Raw genomic sequence first — 20,140 nt, 5'->3', positions numbered from 1 at the left:
GCTCCCTTGCTTCAGCGCCGCGCAGCGGCCGTGACGATGCGCCCCAGCGTTGCCACCGCCTGCTCGCTGGGCGCATCCCATGGATGCCCGTAGTTGAGACGCAGGCAGTTCGCGAAAGCGCGCTGGGCCGAGAAGATCGGTCCCGGCGCAATGCTGATGCCTTGCGCGAGCGCCTCGCGGTGCACTGCCAGCGCGTCGACCTCGGGCGGCATCTCGATCCAGAGGAAATAGCCACCCGCCGGTCGCGTGGCGCGGGTGCCGGACGGAAAGTGCTGCGCGATGGCCTGGGCGTAGGCGGCCTGCTGGTCGGCCAGCGTGCGGCGCAGCTTGCGCAGGTGCTTGTCGTAGCCGCCTTTTTCGAGGTAGCTGGCCAGCGCGGCCTGCGCCGGTGCGGAGGTGCTGAGCGAAGTGCCCAGCTTCAGGCGGGCGACCGCGCGTGCCAGGCGCCCCGGTGCGGCCCAGCCGATGCGCCAGCCCGGCGCCAGGCATTTGGAGAACGACGAGCAGTGCATGACGATGCCCTGCGTGTCGAAGGCCTTCGCCGGCGGCGGCCGCTTGTCGCCGAAGTAGAGCTCGCCGTAGACGTCGTCCTCGATCAGGAGCACCTCGTGGCGCGCCAGCAGTTCGACCAGCGCCTTCTTCTTCGCATCCGGCATCAGGCTGCCCAGCGGGTTCTGGAAGCCGGTCATCAGCCAGCAGGCCCTGGGCCGATGGCGCAGGATCGCGCGCTCCAGCGCGTCGAGCTCGATGCCTTCGCGCGGATGGGTCGGGACCTCTATGGCCTCCAGCCCGTTGCGTTCCAGCGCGTGCAGCGCGGCATAGAAGGTCGGCGATTCGATCAGCACCGCGTCGCCCGGGCGCGTCGCGGCCTGCAGGCACAGGTTGAGGGCTTCGAGCGCGCCGTTGGTGATGACGATCTCGTCCACGGGAACGTGCACGCCGTCGGCCAGGTAGCGCCGCGCGATCTGCCGGCGCAGGCGCGCATTGCCGGGCGTGAGATCGTCCACCGCGCTCCACGGGTCGAGCTGCTGCGCGCTGGCGGCCATGACCCGGCCCAGCCGCTGCAGCGGAAAGAGCAGGGGACTCGGGAAGGCCGAGCCCAGCGGCACGACTTCGCGCACCATGGTCGATTCGAGGATCTCGAACACGCGCTCGCTGACGTCGAGCGAGACCGCATCGTCCTCGGGTTGCGACGAGGCCTCGGGTTCGGGAGGCCGCTGTCCCGCGCCCGCGGCCACGTAGTAGCCGGAGCGTTCGCGTGCGCGCACGAGCCCTTGCGCCTCCAGCAGGTAGTAGGCCTGGAACACGGTGGAAGAACTCACGCCGCGGCTGGCGCGGGCCTGGCGCACAGAAGGCAGGCGGTCGCCGGGTCGCAGCACGCCGGCGCGGATGGAGTCCGCCATGTCGGCGGCCAATGATTCGTAGCGCTTCATGCCGCTTTGGTTATCTGCATTTCGCATCTATCCTGAGTGTCCTGTTTCCCTGATTGGAGCAGCATCCAAATGAGCGAGAGATACGATTCCATCGTGATCGGGACCGGGCAGTCCGGGCCTTCATTGGCCGTGCGCCTGGCGCAGGCCGGCCGCAAGACCGCCATCGTCGAGCGCAAGCTGTTCGGCGGCACCTGCGTCAACACCGGCTGCATCCCCACCAAGACCTTGATCGCGAGCGCGCGGGTCGCTTACCTGGCGCGCCGCGCGGCCGACTTCGGCGTGATGGTCGAGGGCTTGCGCGTCGACATGGCGCGCGTCAAGGCACGCAAGGACGCCGTGGTGCGGGCCTCCAACCAGGGTGTGGAGCAATGGCTCAAGGGCACGCCGAATCTCACGGTCTACCAGGGACATGCGCGCTTCGAAGGCCCGCGCACGGTCCGGGTCGGCGACGCGCAGCTCGAGGCCGGCGAGATCTTCATCGACGTCGGCACGCGGGCACATGTGCCGGACCTTCCCGGCCTGGGCGAGGTCGACCATCTCACGAACGGCGCCATGCTCGAGCTCGACACCTTGCCCGAGCACCTGGTGGTGGTCGGCGGGAGCTACATCGGCCTGGAGTTCGCCCAGATGTACCGGCGCTTCGGCGCCCGCGTCACCGTCGTCGAGATGGGCCCGCGGCTGATCTCGCGCGAGGACGAGGAGGTGTCGGCGGCGATCCGGGAGATTCTCGAAGGCGAGGGCATCGAGGTCCGGCTCAACGCCAAGTGCATCACCTTGGCGCGGCGCGGCCGCGGCATCGGCGTCGGACTCGACTGCCAGGACGACCCGCACGAGATCGAGGGCTCGCACCTGCTGCTCGCGGTCGGACGCCGGCCGAACACCGACGATCTCGGCCTCGACCAGGCGGGCGTGAAGACGGATGCGCGCGGCTACATCACGGTCGACGAAGAGCTGCGCACCAGCGTGCCGGGCATCTGGGCGCTGGGTGACGTCAACGGCCGCGGCGCCTTCACCCACACCTCGTACAACGACTACGAGATCGTGGCGGCCAACCTGCTCGACAACGACCGCCGCCGCGTCTCCGATCGGGTGCCCGCCTATGCGCTGTACATCGATCCGCCCCTGGGCCGGGCCGGCATGACCGAGCGCGACGTCATGCAGGACGGACGCCGTGCGCTCGTTGCCAGGATGCCGATGAGCCGCGTCGGCCGCGCGAAGGAGCGCAGCGAAACGCAGGGCTTCATGAAGGTCCTGGTGGACGCTTCGAGCCAGAAGATCCTCGGCGCCGCGATCCTCGGCATCGAGGGCGACGAAGTCATCCACTCGATCCTCGACGTGATGGTCGCCGGCGCACCGTACACCGTGCTCCAGCGGGCGATGCACATCCATCCGACCGTCTCGGAATTCATTCCCACGCTGCTGGGCAAGCTGGAGCCTCTGGGAGCGCTCGCCTCATGACGCAGATCGGCAAGCCGCCGGGCGACGACACGCTGATCCGGCACGGCTGCGAAGCGGTGCCGTGCCCGAAGGCCTCCAAGCCCTGGGTGCTGGCCGCGGCGATCGTCGGATCGAGCATGGCCTTCATCGACGGCACGGTGGTGAACGTGGCGCTGCCCGCGATCCAGAACGATCTGCGCGCGACGGCCTTCCAGGCCCAGTGGGTGGTGGAGTCCTATGCGCTCTTCCTCGCCGCGCTGCTGCTGGCGGGCGGCGCGCTCGGCGACCGCTTCGGACGGCGGCGCATCTTTGCCCTCGGCGTCGTGATCTTCGCGCTGGCTTCGGGGGGCTGCGCGCTCGCGGGCAGCGTGCAGCAGCTCATCCTCGCGCGCGCCGTGCAGGGCATCGGCGGCGCCCTGCTGGTGCCTGGCAGCCTGGCGCTGATCAGCGCCTCCTTTCCCGAGAAGGAGCGCGGGCGTGCGATCGGCACCTGGTCGGGTTTCAGCGGCATCACGGCCGCGGTTGGGCCCGTGCTCGGCGGATTCCTGGTCGACCACTACTCGTGGATCTGGGCCTTTCTCGTCAATGTGCCGATGGCCATCGCGGTGCTCCTGATCGTATGGCGTCATGTCCCGGAAAGCCGCGGCGGCGCTGCCGACGGCGCGCTGGACCTCTGGGGCGCGGCACTCGCCACCGTCGCGCTCGGCGGCATCGTCTATGCGTTCATCGAAGCGCCCACGCAGGGCTGGAACTCGCCGGCCGTGCTGGGGGCGCTGGCCGCGGGCCTCGCGGCGAGCGCGGCCTTCGTGGTGGTCGAAGGCCGTGTCCGATCGCCGATGCTGCCGCTTTCGCTCCTGCGCATCGGCAATTTCGGCGGCGCCAACCTGCTGACGCTGCTGCTCTATGCGGCGCTGGGCGGCGGGCTCTACTTCTTTCCGCTCAACCTGATCCAGGTGCAGGGCTACTCGGCCACGGTGGCCGGCGCGGCGCTCCTGCCCTTCATCCTGATCATGTTCGCGCTCTCGGGCTGGGCCGGGCAACTGGTGGACCGCTTCGGCCCGCGGCTGCCGCTGGTGGTGGGCCCGGCCATCGCGGCGGCGGGCTTTGCGCTGTTCGCGGTGCCGGGCGTCGGCGCCAGCTACTGGACCGCCTTTCTTCCGGCCGTGGTGGTGCTCGGCTTCGGCATGACGATCACGGTCGCGCCGCTCACCACCACGGTGATGAACGCGGTCGGGCCGGATTCGGCGGGCATCGCCTCGGGCGTCAACAACGCGGTGTCGCGCGCGGCCGCGGTGCTCGCGATCGCGGTTTTCGGCGTGGTGATGGCCTGGGCCTTCGATGCGATGCTGGCCCAGGGCCTGCGCGAGGCGGGCGCGTCGGCGGAGACCCGCGCCTTCTTCGAAGACCAGCGCAGCAGGCTCGCCGGCGCAGAGATGCCGCCGGGCATCGACGCGGCCGCTGCGGCGGCGCTCAAGAAGGCGGTCGCGGAATCCTTCGTGGCCGGGTTCCGATGGGTCATGCTGCTCAGCGCCGGCCTGGCGCTGCTGAGCGCACTGAGCGCCTGGATGATGATCGGCCGCGACCCCGATCGCGCGGCTGTTCCCGCCTCTGCATCCCGATAGCGGGTTAGCGCGCGGCGTCTTCCATCGGCTTCGGCCTACGTCCTTTGCGTTAGCGCGCATGGCCGATAGGCAAAGCACTACCCCGCATCGACACTGCGCCTCGTGTTTGCCCATTCACCGACGTTGTCGGACGCAGGAGGAATGGCAATGATCCAAAGTTGCTGGGACGCCGCGAAGTTGTTGCCGCTTGTTGCCTGCATGCTTCTCGCGGCATGTTCCGACGCGCCGCGGCCCGGTGAGGTGTTCGATGAGGCGAAGCAAGCCGGCCGCGATGCGGCCTCGTTCCCGCATGCCTCGGAGCCTTACTTCCGCGACATGGACGGCGGCATCGCGCTCTCGCCCGAGGAGGAGAAGGGGCGCAACATGTGGCTGGTCTGGAGCGGCGGCAACGACCGCTTCTGGACCCAGATGACCGACTACACCTTCGGTGCCTTCGACCTGCTGAAGGTGGTCAGCACCCATCCCAGCCTCGGCTACTCGCGCGCCAGCCGCTGGGAATATTTCGGCCTGGTCAACGAGCCCTGTTTCCAGCCTGCCACCGGCCCCGACAAGAACCGCCGCGGCCTGTGGCTCGACATGCGCAGCAAGGACTGCGCGCCCGACCCCTTCGAGAACGAGAGCAAGTACCCCGGCGTTGCGATCGGTTCGCGCGGCAAGCCGCTCGGCGACGGCAGCACCCAGCCGGTGGGCTCCTTCTACGGCTGGGGCACCGGCATTGCCGGCCTGCGCCTCTTTCCCAACCCGGCCTTCGACGGGAAGGCGGCCAAGGAATGGGACGCCGAGAAGTACTACACCGACCCGAACTACTACAACCGCAAGGATCTGGTGCGGCCCTACCGCGTGGGCATGTCCTGCGGCTTCTGCCACATCGGGCCCAGCCCGGTGAAGCCGCCGGCCGATCCGAACAACCCGAAGTTCGAGAACCTCAGTTCGTCCGTCGGCGCCCAGTACATGTGGGTGGACCGGCTCTTCATCTACAACGCCAACAAGCCCGAGGGCCGCAAGAATTACATGTACCAGCTGGCCCACACCTACCGGCAGGGCACCATGGACACCTCGCTGGTTTCCACCGACAGCATCAACAACCCGCGCACCATGAACGCGGTCTACGACTTCGTCGCGCGCCTGGAGATCGCCAAGCGCATCGGGCAGGAAAAGATCGACGGCGGCGAGCTCGACAACAAGCAGTTCAACGACTATGTGACGAGCGGCCCGCTGACCGAATTCTTCAACAAGTCCGAGGCCACGGTTCGCACGCCCCATGTGCTGAAGGACGGCGCCGATTCGGTGGGCCTACTGGGCGCGCTCAACCGGGTCTATCTCAACATCGGCCTGTTCAGCGAAGAGTGGCTGCTGCACTTCAATCCGGTGGTCGGCGGCAAGACGATCAGCCCGATCCCGATCGTCACCGCGCAGAAGAATTCGAGCTACTGGCAGGCGACCGAGGCGGGCACGCCGAACACGGCGCTGTTCTTCCTGAAGGGGGCGAAGCCCGATCGCCTGAAGGACGCGCCAGGCGGAGACAAGTACCTCGCCGCCGGCGAGACCACGCTGGAGCGTGGCAAGGTGGCCTTCGCCGACACCTGCGCGCGCTGCCATTCGAGCAAGGCGCCGTTGCCGCCGCCCACGCTCGAGCTCACGGCCGGGAAATGCGCCGGACCCGGCTACGTCGATTGCTTCAAGCGCTACTGGACCTGGACCCAGACCGACGACTACAAGGCGCAGATGCGCAAGATCGTCCAGGCGCCGGACTTCCTGAAAGACAACTACCTTTCCACCGAAGCCCGCGTTCCGGTGACCCTGCTGCGCACCAATATCTGCAGTCCGCTCGCGACCAACGCGATCAAGGGCAACATCTGGGACAACTTCTCCTCGCAGACCTACAAGAGCCTGCCCTCGGTCGGCACCGTCACGCTGCGCGATCCATTCACCGGCGAGCTGCGGCCCTACGTCATGCCGGGCGGCGGGCGCGGCTACACCCGCGTGCCCTCGCTGATCAGCGTCTGGTCTACCGCGCCCTTCCTGCTGAACAACACGGTCGGTCCCTTCGACAGCAGTCCTTCGGTCGAGGCTCGCCTGAAGGTGTTCGAGGCCTCCATCGAACAGATGCTGTGGCCCGAGAAGCGCGAGCGCGATTCGGAACTCGGCGGCAAGGCGGTCGGCTTCATCGACCGCACCACCGAGCGCAGCACCGTGACCGTGCCGATCGGCTTCGTGCCCGAGGCGATGCAGCCCCTGCAGGGCCGGCTGCATCGCTGGTTCCCGTGGCTGGTCGAGCAGGACGGCGACATCGTGCTCGGGCCGATTCCGAAGGGTGTTCCGGTGGCCTTGCTGGCCAACCTCAAGCTGCGTGCGGAGGGCGATGGCTTCGGCGAAAAGGCCTCGCATGTGCGCGACGTGGGCGAGCTGCTGATCAAGCTCAAGCTCGCACTCAAGAGCGCGCCGGACGGTGCCTCCGACGAGCAGCTGCGCGAACACTTCGCCAGCCTGCGCGGCCCGATGATGGAGCTGAGCAAGTGCCCCGACTTCGTGGTCAACCGCGGCCACTATTTCGGCACCGCGCAGTTCAACCGGCAAGAGGGCTTGAGCGAAGACGAAAAGGCTTTCGGCCGCGAGCCGGAGCTCGGCGACGACGACAAGCGCGCGCTGATCGCCTTCCTCAAGACTTTCTGAACATCACCTGCGCCGAGGCCATGTCCGATGCCGAATCAGCTGCCTGGGACTACGTGATCGTCGGCTCGGGTGCCGGCGGCGGCACGCTCGCGGCCCGCCTGGTCGAGGCCGGCATGCGCGTCTTCCTGCTCGAAGCTGGAGGCGATCCGCGCGCGGCTGCCGAACGCCTGCCCGAGGACTACGATGTGCCGGCCTTCCATGCCTTCGCCTGCGAGAACGCGGCAATGAGCTGGAACTTTCGCGTGCGCCACTACGCCGACGAAGGCCGGCAGGCGAAGGATTGGAAGTACGAAGCGGGGCAGGGCGTGCTGTACCCGCGCGCGGCCGCGTTGGGCGGATGCACCTCGCACAACGCGATGATCTTCATGCTGCCGCACGATGCCGACTGGAACCACGTCGCGCAGCTCACCGGCGACCGTTCCTGGCGCGCCTCGCGCATGCGCCGCTATGCGCGGCGCGTCGAGGACTGCCGCCACCGGCCGGTATGGCGAGCCCTGCGTCATGTGGGGCTCGATCCGACGGGACATGGATGGGGCGGCTGGCTGCGCACCGAAAAATCGATCCCGCTGTCGGTGCTGGGCGACGAGGGCCTGGTGCGCGTGCTGCGCGACACGGCCAGCGTCTTCACGAGCAGCCTGCCCACGCCCTTGCTCAGCACCCTGCGTTGGCTGCGCGGCGGACTGGGCGACCCCAACACGCGCCGCCTGCGGCCGGGCAGCTTCGAAGGCATCTGCTACACGCCGCTCGCCACCTCGGAGCACCGGCGGGCCGGCGTGCGCGAGCGGCTGCTCGACGTGGCGGCCAGGCATCCGGGCCGCTTGCAGCTGGAGCTCGATGCGCTGGCCACGCGCGTCCTGTTCGACGCCGACGGCGCGGCTTGCGGCGTCGAGTACCTGAAAGGCAAGCGGCTGTACCGGGCCCATGCGGCACCCAGCAGCGCAGAAGGCGTGCGGCGCGACGTGCGCGCGCGGCGCGAGGTGATCCTGTGCGGCGGCGCATTCAACACGCCGCAGCTGCTGATGCTGTCCGGTATCGGCCCGGCCGCCGAACTGGAGGCGCACGGCATTCCGCTGCAGAAGAACCTGCCCGGCGTCGGCCGCAATCTGCAGGACCGCTACGAGGTCGCCGTCACGCACCGCATGCGCGAGCCCTGGGAGGTGCTGGAGGGTGCGCGCTTCGATCGCGACGACACGCTCTGGCGCCACTGGCACGAGGAGCGATCGGGCATGTATGCCTCGAACGGCGCCGCGCTCGGCGTGGTGAGCCGCTCGGCCACGGCCGATCGGACCGGACAGGAGCCCGACCTCTTCTGCATGGCGCTGCTGGCAGGCTTCGAGGGCTACTTCCCCGGCTTCTCGAAGCGGGTTCGCGATCAGCCGGACCAGCTGACCTGGGCCGTGCTGAAGGCGCATACGTTAAACCGCGCCGGCACCGTGCGCCTGCGTTCGGCCGATCCGCGCGACACGCCGCTCGTGAACTTCCACTACTTCGAGGAAGGCGACGACCAGGCGGGCGAGGACCTGCGTGCCGTGGTGCAGGCGATCCGCTTCGTGCGCCGGATGACGGCGCCGCTGCTCGCCAAGGGATGGATCGCCGAGGAGCTGGCGCCGGGGGCGGCCGTGCAGAGCGACGAGGCGCTGGCCGACTACGTGCGCAACACGGCATGGGGCCATCACGCTTCGTGCTCCTGCCCCATCGGCCCGCCTGAGAAGGGCGGCGTGCTCGACAGCGCCTTTGCCGTGCACGGCGTGCCGCGGCTGCGTGTGGTCGATGCCTCGGCTTTCCCGCGCATACCCGGTTTCTTCGTGGCGGCCGCGGTCTACATGATCGCGGAGAAAGCGGCCGATGCGGTGCTGCGCACAGCGATGCGCACACCACTTTCGGCAAATTGACGGCCTCCCGACCCAGGGCCGACACTCTGTGAACGACGGGTCTTCAACGAGGGGAAAGCCCATGGCCTATGACGTACAGCAACTGCTCGACATGTCGCAAGAGAAGCTCGACGAGCTCTTTCGCGCCAGCCCGCCGGGCGACATTCCCTCGGGCGAAGCCGAGGGCACCGCGATCATCGCGCCCGGGACCCGCTACACCGAGTCCATCGCCAAGATGATCAACTTCTTCGGATGGCAGGGGAAGGTGTTCGATGCCGAGAAGGGCGTGCTGAAGAACAAGGTCAGCCCCTTCGGCGTGCAGGCCATCGTGGCCAAGGTCTACAAGGGCGACAGCTGGCTGGACCAGAAGGAGTGCATCGTGCTCGACTACTCCGAGACCTCGCTGGTGGCCCACTGGATCCGCGACGAGATCCGCCTGATCTCTCCGGGCTTCTATCTCGGCAAGGTGTACTGGGGCAAAGAGCGGCTGATCGATTTCTGCCTCAAGTTCTAGCGACGCCGATGCGGTGACTCCCCAATCACACTTCATGGTGGTCGCAGCCATCGCCCCCGGCCGCGAAGCCAGCCTCCGGAAACTGCTGGCCACCATGAACGTGAGGCCCGGTGTGGTCGACCCGGGCAATGCGCTGCTGCCTTTTGCTGCCTTCCCGCGATTGCATTTCGCGCGCTTCGCCGTGCTTGGCGATGCGACCATGGCCGACCTCGAGGTCTTCGGCCTGCCGCGGCCCAGGCTGCCCATCTATCTGGTGTTCATGGGCGACTGCGACGGGCCCGGACGGGAGCAGCTGGCCGAGCTGGTGCAGCGCGCCGGCGAGGGTCTGCGCCGCATCTTCTCGCACTGCAAGGCCCTCGATCCGCGCGACGATCTGCTCGACTGGCTCATCGAACACGACCGGCCGGTGGCTGCGCCCTACGTCAACTGGATCGGGCGCACCGTGCAGCAGACCCGCGAAGAGAGCGCATTGCAGCGCGCCTTGTCGGCGCGGGTGCCGCGCGGCGTGACCGACGCCGCCGTCGATCCGCAAACGATGCGGCGCCAGCTGCTGGCCTTCGCGCGCGCCGAGCAGGCCGCCGGACGCCTGGTGCTGACTCCGCCCGCGCAGACGCCGCTCGACTGGCAGATCCGCAATCTCCTCCATGCGATCGGTCTGCCGCTCGCCGGGCTGGTACTGCTGCCGTTGCTGATCGTGCTGCTGCCGGTCTTCCTGGTGCTGCTGCGCCGCCACGAGAAGCGCGACCCCGAATACTGTCCGCGGCCGCGCGCAGGCGCCGTGCGCGAGATGCAGGAGCTCGAAGACCACGACCTGAGCAACAGCTTCACCGCGCTCGGGCCGGTCAAGCCGGGCCTGTTCCGGCGCTGGCTGGTGCAGCTGCTGCTGGTGCTGATCGCCTACGCCTGTCGCCATGTGTTCGGCCGCGGCCACCTGGGGCGCGTGCGCACCATCCATTTCGCGCACTGGGTCTTTCTCGACGACAAGACCCGCGTGCTGTTCGCGAGCAGCTACGACGGCAGCCACGAAAGCTACATGGACGACTTCATCAACAAGGTCGCATGGGGCCTCAACCTGATCTTCAGCAACGGCTTCGGCTGGCCGCGCACCGACTGGCTCATCAAGGGCGGCGCGCGCCATGAGCTGCGCTTCAAGTACTACCAGCGCGGCCACCAGTTGCCGACCCAGGTCTGGTACAAGGCCTACCCCGGCCTCACGCTGGCCGATCTGGACCGCAACCGGCGCATCCGCGAAGGCTTCGAGCGCGTGGAGATGAGCGATGCGCAGGTGCTCGCATGGCTGAGGCTGCTATGAGCATCGAGTTCGAAGACATCCAGGGCCTGGTGCGCTTCGGCTACAAGCACCTGACGCAGGCCTGCTTCCTGCTGCTGCGCATCCGCGATGCCGGGGCCGCGCGTGCCTGGCTCGCGAACGCGCCGGTCACCAGCGCCATCACGCGCAAGCCGCCGCCCCGGACCGCCGTGCAGATCGCCTTCACTTGCGCAGGCCTGCATGCGTTGGGCGCTGCGGAGGACATCGTCGAAGGCTTCTCGGCCGAGTTCCTGGCCGGCATGAGCAGCGACGAGAGCCGCGCGCGGCGGCTCGGCGACCTCGGCGCGAACGACCCCGCGCGCTGGCAGTGGGGCGGCGCGCAGGACCGCATGCCGCACGTGCTGGTGATGCTCTATGCGGTGCCCGGCGAGCTCGACGAGTGGCTGCGGACCATCCGTGCGCAATGCGAGGCGGGCTTCGAGCAGTTGGACTGCCTGAGCACCTCCGACATGGACGGCGTCGAACCCTTCGGCTTCGTCGACGGCATCTCGCAGCCGCGCATCGACTGGGAGCGAGAACGCGCGGCGCACGACGAGGAACAGTTCGAATACACCAACCTGTCGTGCCTCGGCGAGTACCTGCTCGGCTATCCCAACGAGTACGGCGCCTATACCGATCGGCCCCTGCTGGACCGCGCGCGCGATCCCGCGGCGCTGCTGCCGCGCGCCGAGGACGTCGCGGACAAGGCCGATCTCGGGCGCAACGGCAGCTACCTGGTCATGCGGCAACTGCGCCAGGACGTCGAAGGCTTCTGGCGCTTCGTCGACGGCCAGGCCGGCGGCGACGCTGCCTTGAGCGAGAAGCTGGCCGAAACGATGGTCGGCCGCACCAAGAAAGGCAAGCCGCTGGTGGAGGTGTCCGGCGAGACGGACGATCTCAATGCCTTCACCTACGACGGCGATCCCGAAGGCCTGCGTTGTCCCTTCGGTGCGCACATCCGCCGCAGCAATCCGCGCAATGCCGATCTGCCGCCCGGCTGGTCGGATCCGATCTCGCGCCTCGTGCGCAGGCTTGGCTTCGGTTCGGACGCGCTGCGCAACGACCTGATCGCCTCGACGCGCTTCCACCGGCTGCTGCGCCGGGGCCGCGAGTACGGCGGAGCCCCGGGCGAAGACGTGGGACTGCACTTCATCTGCCTGGGCGCCAACATCGCGCGCCAGTTCGAGTTCGTGCAGGGCGCCTGGCTGGCCGGCACCAAGTTCGACGCCCTGCCCGGCGAGGGCGATCCGCTGCTCGGCCATCGCCTGGCGGGGGCGGACGGCATGCCGACCGATGGCTTCTCGATGCCCGCGGCCTCGGGGCCCGATCGGCGCCTGACGGGTCTTCCGCAATTCGTGACCGTGCAAGGCGGTGCCTATTTCTTCCTGCCCGGCATCCGTGCCTTGCGCTATCTGTCAAAGGTGCAGCCATGAATTCGAATGTCAGCCGTCCCGCGCCGCGGGCCAACACGGGTTCTTTGCTGAAGAATTTCATCAGCGATTCGGGCCTGGCCCTGCTGCGGCTGGAACGCAGGTTCGACCCCTTCGTTCGCCCGGCCTTCGACGCGGTGCTGCGCGATCCGCTCGCGCGCCTGACCACGGCGCTGATCAACAGCCGGCGACCCGACGAAGGACTCGCGATCGCGCAAGAGAAGCTCATGGTCGACGAAGAGAGTTTTACCGACTCGATCGTGCGGAGCTTCACCCGGCAGATGGGCGACCTCTGGAAGCCCGGCGGCTTCGAGCGCGGCGGCAACACCAAGACGCAGGGCATTGTGCGCGGCGAGTTCACCGTGCACGAGGACATCCCCGAGCACATGAAGCGCGGCATCTATGCCAGGCCCCAGACCTTCAGAGCCTGGGTGCGCTTCTCGGGGCCCGGCCCCTACATCACGCCCGACATCGACGACGTCGGCTTCATGAGCATCAGCATCAAGCTCCTGGGCGTGCCCGGCCCGAAGCTGATGGAGGAGGAGAAGCACACGCTGGACATGTTCGGCGTCTCCACGCCCACCTTCGTGACGCCCGATGCCAAGGCCAACGCAGCGCTGCAGATCGAAAGCGTGAAGAACGCGCAGATCTTCTACTTCGTCAACTTCCGCGACTCGCACGTGCTGGACCTGATCATGCAGTCGCTCTTCATCAAGACGCAGTCCAGTCCCTTCGAGGCGCCGTACTTCAGTTGCGTGCCCTACCTGGTGGGCGAAGGCCAGGCGATGCAGTACTCGGTTTGGCCGAAGACGAAGAAGCGCACGCCGATCCCGCGGCTGCCGCTGCGCCCACCGGACGACTACCTGCGCCAGGCCATGGTGGCTTCGCTGGCCGAGGGCGACGTCGAGTTCGACATCCGGCTGCAGATGCAGACCGACCCGCATCGGATGCCGATCGAGAACGCCGGCGTGCTGTGGCCCGAGAAGCTGTCGCCGCGCATCACGGTGGCCACGCTGCGCCTGCCGCGCCAGACCTTCGATTCGCCGGCGCAGATGGAATTCGCGAAGAGGCTCTCATACAACCCGTGGCACACGATTGCCGAGCATCGGCCGCTGGGCAACCAGAGCCGCGCGCGCAAGAGGATGTACTGGGAGCTTTCGCAGCTGCGGCACCGGATGAATGCGGTGCCGCATTTCGAGCCTACGGGGGATGAGGTGTTCGAGTAGGCCGCTACTCCAGTCCGTCCTTCTTCATCTCGGCCAGCGCCCAGCCCTTGTGGGAGGTGAAGAAGAACAGCCGCCACTTGCCGCCCTCGAAGCGCCAGCGGCTGAAGCTCGGATCGCTGACGTCCTCGCGCTTGTATTTGCCATCGGTCTTGGGCGGAATCAGGCCGACATGGCGCAGCACGACGCTGGCGGTGCCGTCGGGCATCATGCGCACGCGTTTCACCTCCCATTTCAGGTCGGTGTTCTTGACGTCGTATTCGAAGGTGGTCTTCACCGCCTTCTTGCCTTTCATGCGCTCGTAGAAGTCCTGCGCTTGCGTGAACCAGACGTCATCGGTCATCAGCGCCAGCCAGGCTTTCGCGTCGTGCCGGTTCCAGGCCTTCTCGAACTCGGCGATAGTGTCGCGCAGCGTGGCTTCGGTGCCGGCCGCCTGGGCCTTCTTCGCGGGTTGCGCGCGGGCGCCGCCACCGATCGCCAGCACCGCGGCTAGCGCCCCGATCAGGAGGGTGCGTCGCTTGTTCATGGCCGGTACCTCCTGACGCAAGCATGGGCGAGAGCGCAGTCTTTTTCAACTGGCCGGCCATTGCGGCCGCAGGGCAACGGCGCTAGATTGCATCACGTCGACAACGCGACGTGCGACCTTCGATGAGGAGGCTCACCATGGCGATGCGCTTGGTTCCCGCCCGTTTCCGCCCTCTGGCGGGTGCCTTGCTGGGGCTGACGCTGGGTGCCCCGGCCACGGCCGCCGCGCCCCCGGAGGGTCGTGCGAAGTGCGCGGCCCGTTCGCAGGGCAAGCTTCATGCGTGGTGAACGTCCAGTTCTCGCCCAAGGCCAAAGGCGCACGGGCGGGCAAGCTCGAGTTTCTTTTTGCGCCCCCGCCGCCGGTTTGACGCCGCAGAACCGCGTCACAGCCCTGACCGGCGCAGGCGTGGCGCGCTGATCGCTTCAGGAAACCGGCAGGCTCTGGCCGGGAAAGGCGATGCCGGGCTGTCCGGCCCGCCAGGGCGCGTACTTGGCCATCACCTGCGTGAACACCGGCGCATCGAGCCGCGCGGCCAGCCAGGCCCGCAGCCGCGGCCAGGGCTGGGCCTCGAACCAGGCTGCATCGACCTGCGCGAACTGGCGCACGAACGGCGCGATCGCGATGTCGGCGAGCGCTGCATGCTCGCCGTGCAGACAGCGCGTGACGACAAGCCGGGTCTCGAGCCGCATCAGGAAGAGGGCGCCCTGCGCGCGATGCGCCTCGCCATCGGCGCCCGGATGCCGCTCGGGGTACTTGTAGCCGTCGAGATGCCGCTTGAACTCGCCGTCGCATTCGGCGACGAGCGCAAGCATCTCGTCCAGCGTGGCGCCTTCGGCTTGCAGCCAACCTTCGGGGTCGTTGCGCCGCAAGGCCCACAGCATGATGTCCAGGCTCTGGTCGATCACCATGCCGTCTACGTCGACCAGCACCGGCACCGTGCCCTTGGGCGATGCAGCCAGCAGCTCGGCCGGCTTGTCGCGCAACACGACCTCGCGCAGCTCGCAGCGCTGGCCGCTCGCGGCGATCGCCATGCGCGCGCGCATCGCATAGGGGCAGCGGCGGAACGAATAGAGCACCGGCCGCGTGCTGCCTGCGCTCAGATCAGCCTGCGGATCGTCTTCTTGCGCCATGCGAAGCGGTAGTAGCTGGCCTGCAGCGTCAGCATCGCGATGAAGGCCACCGGGTAGGCGATCCAGATGCCGTTGAGCCCCATGCGATGGCTCAGCCACCAGGCCACCGGCACCTCGATCAGCGCGATGCAGAAGATCGAGATCGCGGTCGGCACCAATACCGAGCCGCTGGCGCGCATGATCCCCGACAGCGCCGCGCCCATGCCGAAGATCACCGTGCTCCACAGCATGATGTGCAAGAGCGTCTGCGCCACCTCGATCACCGGCTCGCTGGTGATGAAGAAGCCCATCAGCGGGCGCGAGAACAAATAGCCCAGCAGCACCAGGCCGCCGGTCAGCACCAGGTTCATCTGCAGCGCGGTGCGCGTGATGGCGCCCAGGCGCTGCGCCTGGCCGGCGCCGATGGCCTGCGCGCCGAGGATCGAGGCGGTGATCGCGATCGAGATTGCCGGGAACTGCACATAGGCCACCACCTGGTTCACCGCGCCGTAGGCCGCGGTGGCGCTCGAACCGTAGGCATTGACGAAGGACAGCAGCGCGAGCTCGGCCAGCGAGACCACGATCATCTGCACGCCGGTGGGCACACCGACCTTGAGCACCGCCTTCAGCAGTGCCGGCCGCACGCGCAGGTGCCGCACGAAGTCGGCGTCCGGCGCGAGCGGACTCTTCGTGCGCCGCAGGTGAAAGGCCAGCCAGGCGGTCGCGACCACGAAGGAAATCACCGTGGCCCAGGCGCCGCTCGCCACGCCGAGCATCGGCAGGCCGAACCAGCCGCGGATGAGCGCAGGCGTGATCACCAGGCCGAGCACCGTCGAGATCATCAGCGTGTAGAGCGGCGTCACCGTGTCGCCCACGCCGCGCAGCATGGCGGTGGAGAGCAGGAACACGAACAGGCCCGGCATCGCGATCAGGATGATCCGCGCGTAGGCCGTGGCATCGGCCAGGATGTCGGGCGGCGTGCCCAGCGCTGTCAGCATCGGCTGCGTGAAGGTGCCGCCGAAGACCGCGACGGCCAGCGCGAACAGCACGCCCACGGTGAGCGTGGTGCCGGCCACGGCGCGCGCCTTCTCGGGCTCGTGCGCGCCCCAGGCCTGGCCGATCAGCACCGAGGCGCCGGCGCCGAGGCCGATGGTGAAGGCGATGAAGAAGAACATCACCGGAAAGAAGCTCGACACCGCCGCCAGCGCGCCGACGCCGATCATCTGCCCCAGGTAGACGTTGTTGAGCGTCCCCGAGAGCGACTGCAGGATGTTGCTGAGCAGCATCGGCGCGAGGAAGAACAGGAAGGTCTTCCACAGCGGGCGCGAGGCCATGGCCGCCGCACGCGGGTTGAGGTGCGGGGCCGGCGGCACCGGTTCGGCGACCGTCGTCGCGGGCGTGTCGCCGTTCATTGGGCGCTCCAGGCGTTCGCCGCCAGCTTGTGCAGATGCAGGCGCACATCCTCGGGCCAGGGCGCGACGAGCTCTTCGAAGCGCGCACGGTCGCCGGCGAACAAGGCGCGCGTCGATTCCTCGAAGCCGGGCAGGTCGCCCGCGATCGCGGTCATGAAGCGGTAGGTGGCTTCGCGCGCCGCGCGCTCCGCATCGCGGTCGGCGTGCACGCGCCGCGCCTCGTCGATCAGCCGGCGCAGCGCCACCGAGGCGCCGCCGGGCTGGCGGTTGAGCCAGTCCCAATGGCGCGGCAGCAGGGTGACTTCGCGCGCCACCACGCCCAGCTTGGGGCGGCCGACGCCGCGCGTCGCGTGTTCATCGTGTTTCGTGTTTTCGGACACGGTATTGGCGGATTCGCGCAAATCGAGATCGAGCTGCTCGCCCGTGCTGTCGTCGAACACGAAAGGCGGCGGCTCGTCGGCGCGCGCACGCAGCAGGGCGATCACCTCGGCGCGCGGGCCGGCAGCGATGCGCCTGAACCCGGCGAAGGCGGTGAGGGTGGATTCGGAAGAAGGCATGGCGGCGAATAATACCCGGACAAAACGAGTTATGCAATCTACCCGGGTGAAATATTCTCAGGCCGTTCGGCGCAGGCTGCGCCACCAGCGGCGGGCGCCGTTTTTCCAGCGCCGGGCGGCGCGCCAGGGCGCGCTCTGGCGCACGAAGCCGAGCACGCGATCCTTCCACTGCTTCCAGCGCGGATACCAGCGTGCGAACAACGGGATGCGCATCAGCGCCGGCTCGACCAGCTGGAACAGCCGGGCCACGACCGCGGTGCCGGCCAGCTTGGCGCCCACCAGCAGCAGCACGGCGCTGGTGGCATGGCCGCGGCCCAGCAGGAAGAGCGCGAGCAGCTTGAGCGGCAGCAGCATCAGCACCGGCACCAGGAACACCAGCAGCGCGCCCCAGGGCGGCAGGGCCTGCACCGCGCGTTCGAGCCGCGCCCACAACGGCAGGCGGGCCAGCCGGGCAGCCAGCGCGGCGAGCGGCTCCCAGCCCCATTCCTCGAACAGCAGCAAGGGGACGAGGAGGGCGGCAGCGAGTGCGCGCAGGAGTTTCTTCAAGATACGCATGGCCGGGGCATTGTGACCCCAGGCCCTATGGCAAACTTCCGCGCTTTACCCGCAAGGCGCCCACGGCGTCGTCAGCCAGGGACCCCCCTCAGACATGCAGAAAATCATTCGCCAGCTCGCGGCCGAGATCAAGGTCGGCGAGCACCAGGTGAAGGCCGCGATCGACTTGCTCGACGGCGGTGCCACCGTGCCTTTTATCGCGCGCTACCGCAAGGAGGCCACCGACGGCCTCGACGACATCCAGCTGCGCGAACTCGAGGCGCGTCTGTCGTACCTGCGCGAGCTCGAAGAGCGCCGCGCCGCGGTGCTGAAGAGCATCGAGGAGCAGGGCAAGCTCACGCCCGAGCTGCGCGCCGCCATCGACGCCGCGCCGACCAAGCAGGAACTGGAAGACCTCTACCTGCCCTACAAGCCCAAGCGCCGCACCAAGGGCCAGATGGCGCGCGAGGCGGGCATCGAGCCGCTGGCCGACAAGCTCTTCGCCGACCCGACGCTGAACCCCACCGAGGAGGCCGCGGCCTTCGTCAAGCCGGCTGCGGACGGGCTGGACTTCTCGACCGTTCAGCTCGTGCTCGACGGCGTGCGCGACATCCTCTCCGAGCGCTGGGCCGAAGACGCGGCGCTGGTGCAGCGGCTGCGCGAATGGCTCTGGGCCGAGGGCCTCTTCAAGTCCAGCCTGATGGCCGGCAAGGATGAGAACAACGCCGACATCGCCAAGTTCCGCGACTACTTCGACTACGACGAGCCCATCGGCCGCGTGCCCTCGCACCGCGCGCTGGCCGTGTTCCGCGGCCGCGCGCAGGACATCCTCGATGCCAAGCTGGTGCTGCCCGTCGAGCCCGAGCCGGGCAAGCCGAGCATCGCGGAGGGCAAGATCGCATTGCACTTGGGCTGGAGCCATGCAGGCCGCCCGGCCGACGACCTGATCCGCAAGTGCGTGGCCTGGACCTGGCGCGTGAAGCTCTCGCTGTCCACCGAGCGCGACCTGTTCACCCGGCTGCGCGAAGAAGCCGAGAAGGTCGCGATCAAGGTCTTCGCCGACAACCTGCGCGACCTGCTGCTGGCCGCGCCGGCCGGCCCGCGCGTGGTGATGGGCCTGGACCCGGGCATCCGCACCGGCGTCAAGGTCGCGGTGGTCGACGCCACCGGCAAGCTGGTCGACACCGCCACCGTGTTCCCGCACGAACCGCGCCGCGACTGGGAAGGCTCGCTGCACACCCTCGGCAAGCTGTGCGCCAAGCACGGCGTGAACCTGATCGCGATCGGCAACGGCACCGCGAGCCGCGAGACCGACAAGCTGGCGGGCGACCTGATCAAGCTGCTGGCCAAGATGGCGGCTCAGGCGGGGGCGCCGGAGATGAAGGTCGAAAAGGTGGTCGTGAGCGAGGCCGGCGCTTCGGTCTACTCCGCGAGCGAATTCGCCTCGCAGGAAATGCCCGACGTCGACGTCAGCCTGCGCGGCGCGGCGAGCATCGCGCGCCGCCTGCAGGATCCGCTGGCCGAGCTGGTGAAGATCGACCCCAAGTCGATCGGCGTCGGCCAGTACCAGCACGACGTGAACCAGAGCGAGCTCGCGCGCACCCTGAGCGCGGTGGTGGAGGATTGCGTGAACTCGGTCGGCGTCGACCTCAACACCGCGAGCGTGCCGCTCTTGTCGCGCGTCTCGGGCCTGTCGGCCGGCGTGGCCAAGGCGGTGGTGCGCTGGCGCGAGGCCAACGGCGCGTTCGCAACGCGCAAGCAGCTGCTCGAAGTCAGCGGCTTCGGCGGCAAGACCTTCGAGCAGAGCGCGGGTTTCCTGCGCATCCGCGGCGGCGCCAACCCGCTCGACCTGACCGGGGTGCATCCCGAAACCTATCCGGTGGTCGAGCAGATGATCGAGAAGACCGGCAAGCCCATCACCGAACTGATGGGCCGCGCCGAGATGCTGAAGACGCTCAAGCCCGAGCTGTTCGCGAACGAGAAGTTCGGCGTCATCACGGTGAAGGACATCCTCGGCGAACTCGAGAAGCCGGGCCGCGACCCGCGCCCCGACTTCAAGGTGGCGCGCTTCAACGACGGCGTCGAGGACATCAAGGACCTGGTCGAAGGCATGGTGCTCGAAGGCACGGTGAGCAACGTGGCCCAGTTCGGCGCCTTCGTCGACCTCGGCGTGCACCAGGACGGCCTGGTGCATGTGAGCCAGCTCTCGCACAAGTTCGTCAACGATGCGCGCGAGGTCGTGAAGACCGGCGACATCGTCAAGGTCAAGGTGATGGAAGTCGACGTGGCGCGCAAGCGCATCGGCTTGTCGATGAAGCTCGATGCGGCGCCGGCGCGGCGCGACGGTCCGCGCGAGAACCGCTTCGAAGGGGCAGGGCGCGGCCAGCAGGGCCCACGCCGCGACAACGCGCCGCAGCCGGCGGGGCAGATGGCCAGCGCCTTCGCCAAGCTACAGGGGCTGCGCAAGTAGCGGGCCGAACCCGAGGAGCC

Annotated in this window: 15 protein-coding genes; 9 read left to right on the top strand and 6 right to left on the bottom strand. The window is 68.4% G+C overall.

The genetic code is table 11. From position 1 onward, the window contains the following. Positions 1 to 11: 11 nt before the first annotated feature. A complete protein-coding gene (locus tag ACSQ89_RS14445) occupies positions 12 to 1,433 on the bottom strand; it encodes a PLP-dependent aminotransferase family protein (protein ID WP_436290326.1) in 1,422 nt (473 codons plus the stop codon). Positions 1,434 to 1,502: 69 nt separating this feature from the next. Here ACSQ89_RS14445 and ACSQ89_RS14440 point away from each other — a divergent pair, with 69 nt between their 5' ends. From ACSQ89_RS14440 to ACSQ89_RS14405, 8 genes are all read left to right on the top strand, one after another. Further along, entirely contained in the window at positions 1,503 to 2,891 is a 1,389-nt protein-coding gene (locus ACSQ89_RS14440) for an FAD-containing oxidoreductase (protein WP_436290327.1), read from the top strand. Continuing rightward, entirely contained in the window at positions 2,888 to 4,492 is a 1,605-nt protein-coding gene (locus tag ACSQ89_RS14435) for an MFS transporter (RefSeq protein WP_436290328.1), read from the top strand. The genes ACSQ89_RS14440 and ACSQ89_RS14435 overlap by 4 nt, the downstream gene beginning before the upstream one ends. Positions 4,493 to 4,639: 147 nt before the next feature. After that, positions 4,640 to 7,165, top strand: a complete 2,526-nt coding sequence (locus tag ACSQ89_RS14430) for a hypothetical protein (protein ID WP_436290329.1) — start codon at positions 4,640 to 4,642, stop codon at positions 7,163 to 7,165. Positions 7,166 to 7,185: 20 nt separating this feature from the next. After that, positions 7,186 to 9,057 (top strand): GMC family oxidoreductase, encoded by a 1,872-nt coding sequence (locus ACSQ89_RS14425; RefSeq protein WP_436290330.1) that lies wholly within the window; start codon positions 7,186 to 7,188, stop codon positions 9,055 to 9,057. A gap of 61 nt (positions 9,058 to 9,118) precedes the next feature. Then, positions 9,119 to 9,550: a hypothetical protein gene (locus ACSQ89_RS14420; RefSeq protein WP_093110073.1), complete on the top strand. Its 432-nt coding sequence runs from the start codon at positions 9,119 to 9,121 to the stop codon at positions 9,548 to 9,550. Positions 9,551 to 9,584: 34 nt separating this feature from the next. Further along, positions 9,585 to 10,862, top strand: coding sequence for a hypothetical protein (locus tag ACSQ89_RS14415; RefSeq protein ID WP_436290331.1), 1,278 nt, complete (start codon positions 9,585 to 9,587; stop codon positions 10,860 to 10,862). Continuing rightward, a complete protein-coding gene (locus ACSQ89_RS14410) occupies positions 10,844 to 12,292 on the top strand; it encodes a Dyp-type peroxidase (protein WP_436296206.1) in 1,449 nt (482 codons plus the stop codon). The genes ACSQ89_RS14415 and ACSQ89_RS14410 overlap by 19 nt, the downstream gene beginning before the upstream one ends. Further along, positions 12,289 to 13,515: a catalase family protein gene (locus ACSQ89_RS14405; RefSeq protein WP_436290333.1), complete on the top strand. Its 1,227-nt coding sequence runs from the start codon at positions 12,289 to 12,291 to the stop codon at positions 13,513 to 13,515. The genes ACSQ89_RS14410 and ACSQ89_RS14405 overlap by 4 nt, the downstream gene beginning before the upstream one ends. Before the next feature lie 4 nt (positions 13,516 to 13,519). Here the strand turns inward: ACSQ89_RS14405 and ACSQ89_RS14400 are convergent, their stop codons facing one another. The 5 genes from ACSQ89_RS14400 to ACSQ89_RS14380 all read right to left on the bottom strand — a co-directional run bounded on the left by ACSQ89_RS14400 (position 13,520) and on the right by ACSQ89_RS14380 (position 17,671). Continuing rightward, positions 13,520 to 14,038 (bottom strand): nuclear transport factor 2 family protein, encoded by a 519-nt coding sequence (locus ACSQ89_RS14400; RefSeq protein WP_436290334.1) that lies wholly within the window; start codon positions 14,036 to 14,038, stop codon positions 13,520 to 13,522. A gap of 422 nt (positions 14,039 to 14,460) precedes the next feature. Beyond that, positions 14,461 to 15,168 (bottom strand): glutathione S-transferase, encoded by a 708-nt coding sequence (locus ACSQ89_RS14395; protein WP_436290335.1) that lies wholly within the window; start codon positions 15,166 to 15,168, stop codon positions 14,461 to 14,463. Further along, complete coding sequence (locus tag ACSQ89_RS14390; protein ID WP_436290547.1) at positions 15,135 to 16,481, bottom strand: MATE family efflux transporter; 1,347 nt, start codon at positions 16,479 to 16,481, stop codon at positions 15,135 to 15,137. The genes ACSQ89_RS14395 and ACSQ89_RS14390 overlap by 34 nt, the downstream gene beginning before the upstream one ends. A gap of 74 nt (positions 16,482 to 16,555) precedes the next feature. Beyond that, positions 16,556 to 17,116, bottom strand: a complete 561-nt coding sequence (locus tag ACSQ89_RS14385; RefSeq protein WP_436290336.1) for a DUF2239 family protein — start codon at positions 17,114 to 17,116, stop codon at positions 16,556 to 16,558. A 57-nt stretch (positions 17,117 to 17,173) separates the two neighbouring features. Further along, the gene (locus tag ACSQ89_RS14380; protein ID WP_436290337.1) at positions 17,174 to 17,671 is read right to left on the bottom strand and encodes a hypothetical protein; all 498 of its coding nucleotides are present in this window, start codon (positions 17,669 to 17,671) and stop codon (positions 17,174 to 17,176) included. A gap of 94 nt (positions 17,672 to 17,765) precedes the next feature. Between ACSQ89_RS14380 and ACSQ89_RS14375 the strand changes: the two genes are divergently transcribed. Further along, positions 17,766 to 20,120: a Tex family protein gene (locus ACSQ89_RS14375; RefSeq protein ID WP_436290338.1), complete on the top strand. Its 2,355-nt coding sequence runs from the start codon at positions 17,766 to 17,768 to the stop codon at positions 20,118 to 20,120. Positions 20,121 to 20,140 lie beyond the last annotated feature (20 nt).

This window comes from Variovorax sp. LjRoot175 (genome assembly GCF_964253805.1).
Classification (GTDB): Bacteria; Pseudomonadota; Gammaproteobacteria; order Burkholderiales; family Burkholderiaceae_C; genus Variovorax.
This window is presented reverse-complemented; position numbering and strand designations above follow the sequence as displayed.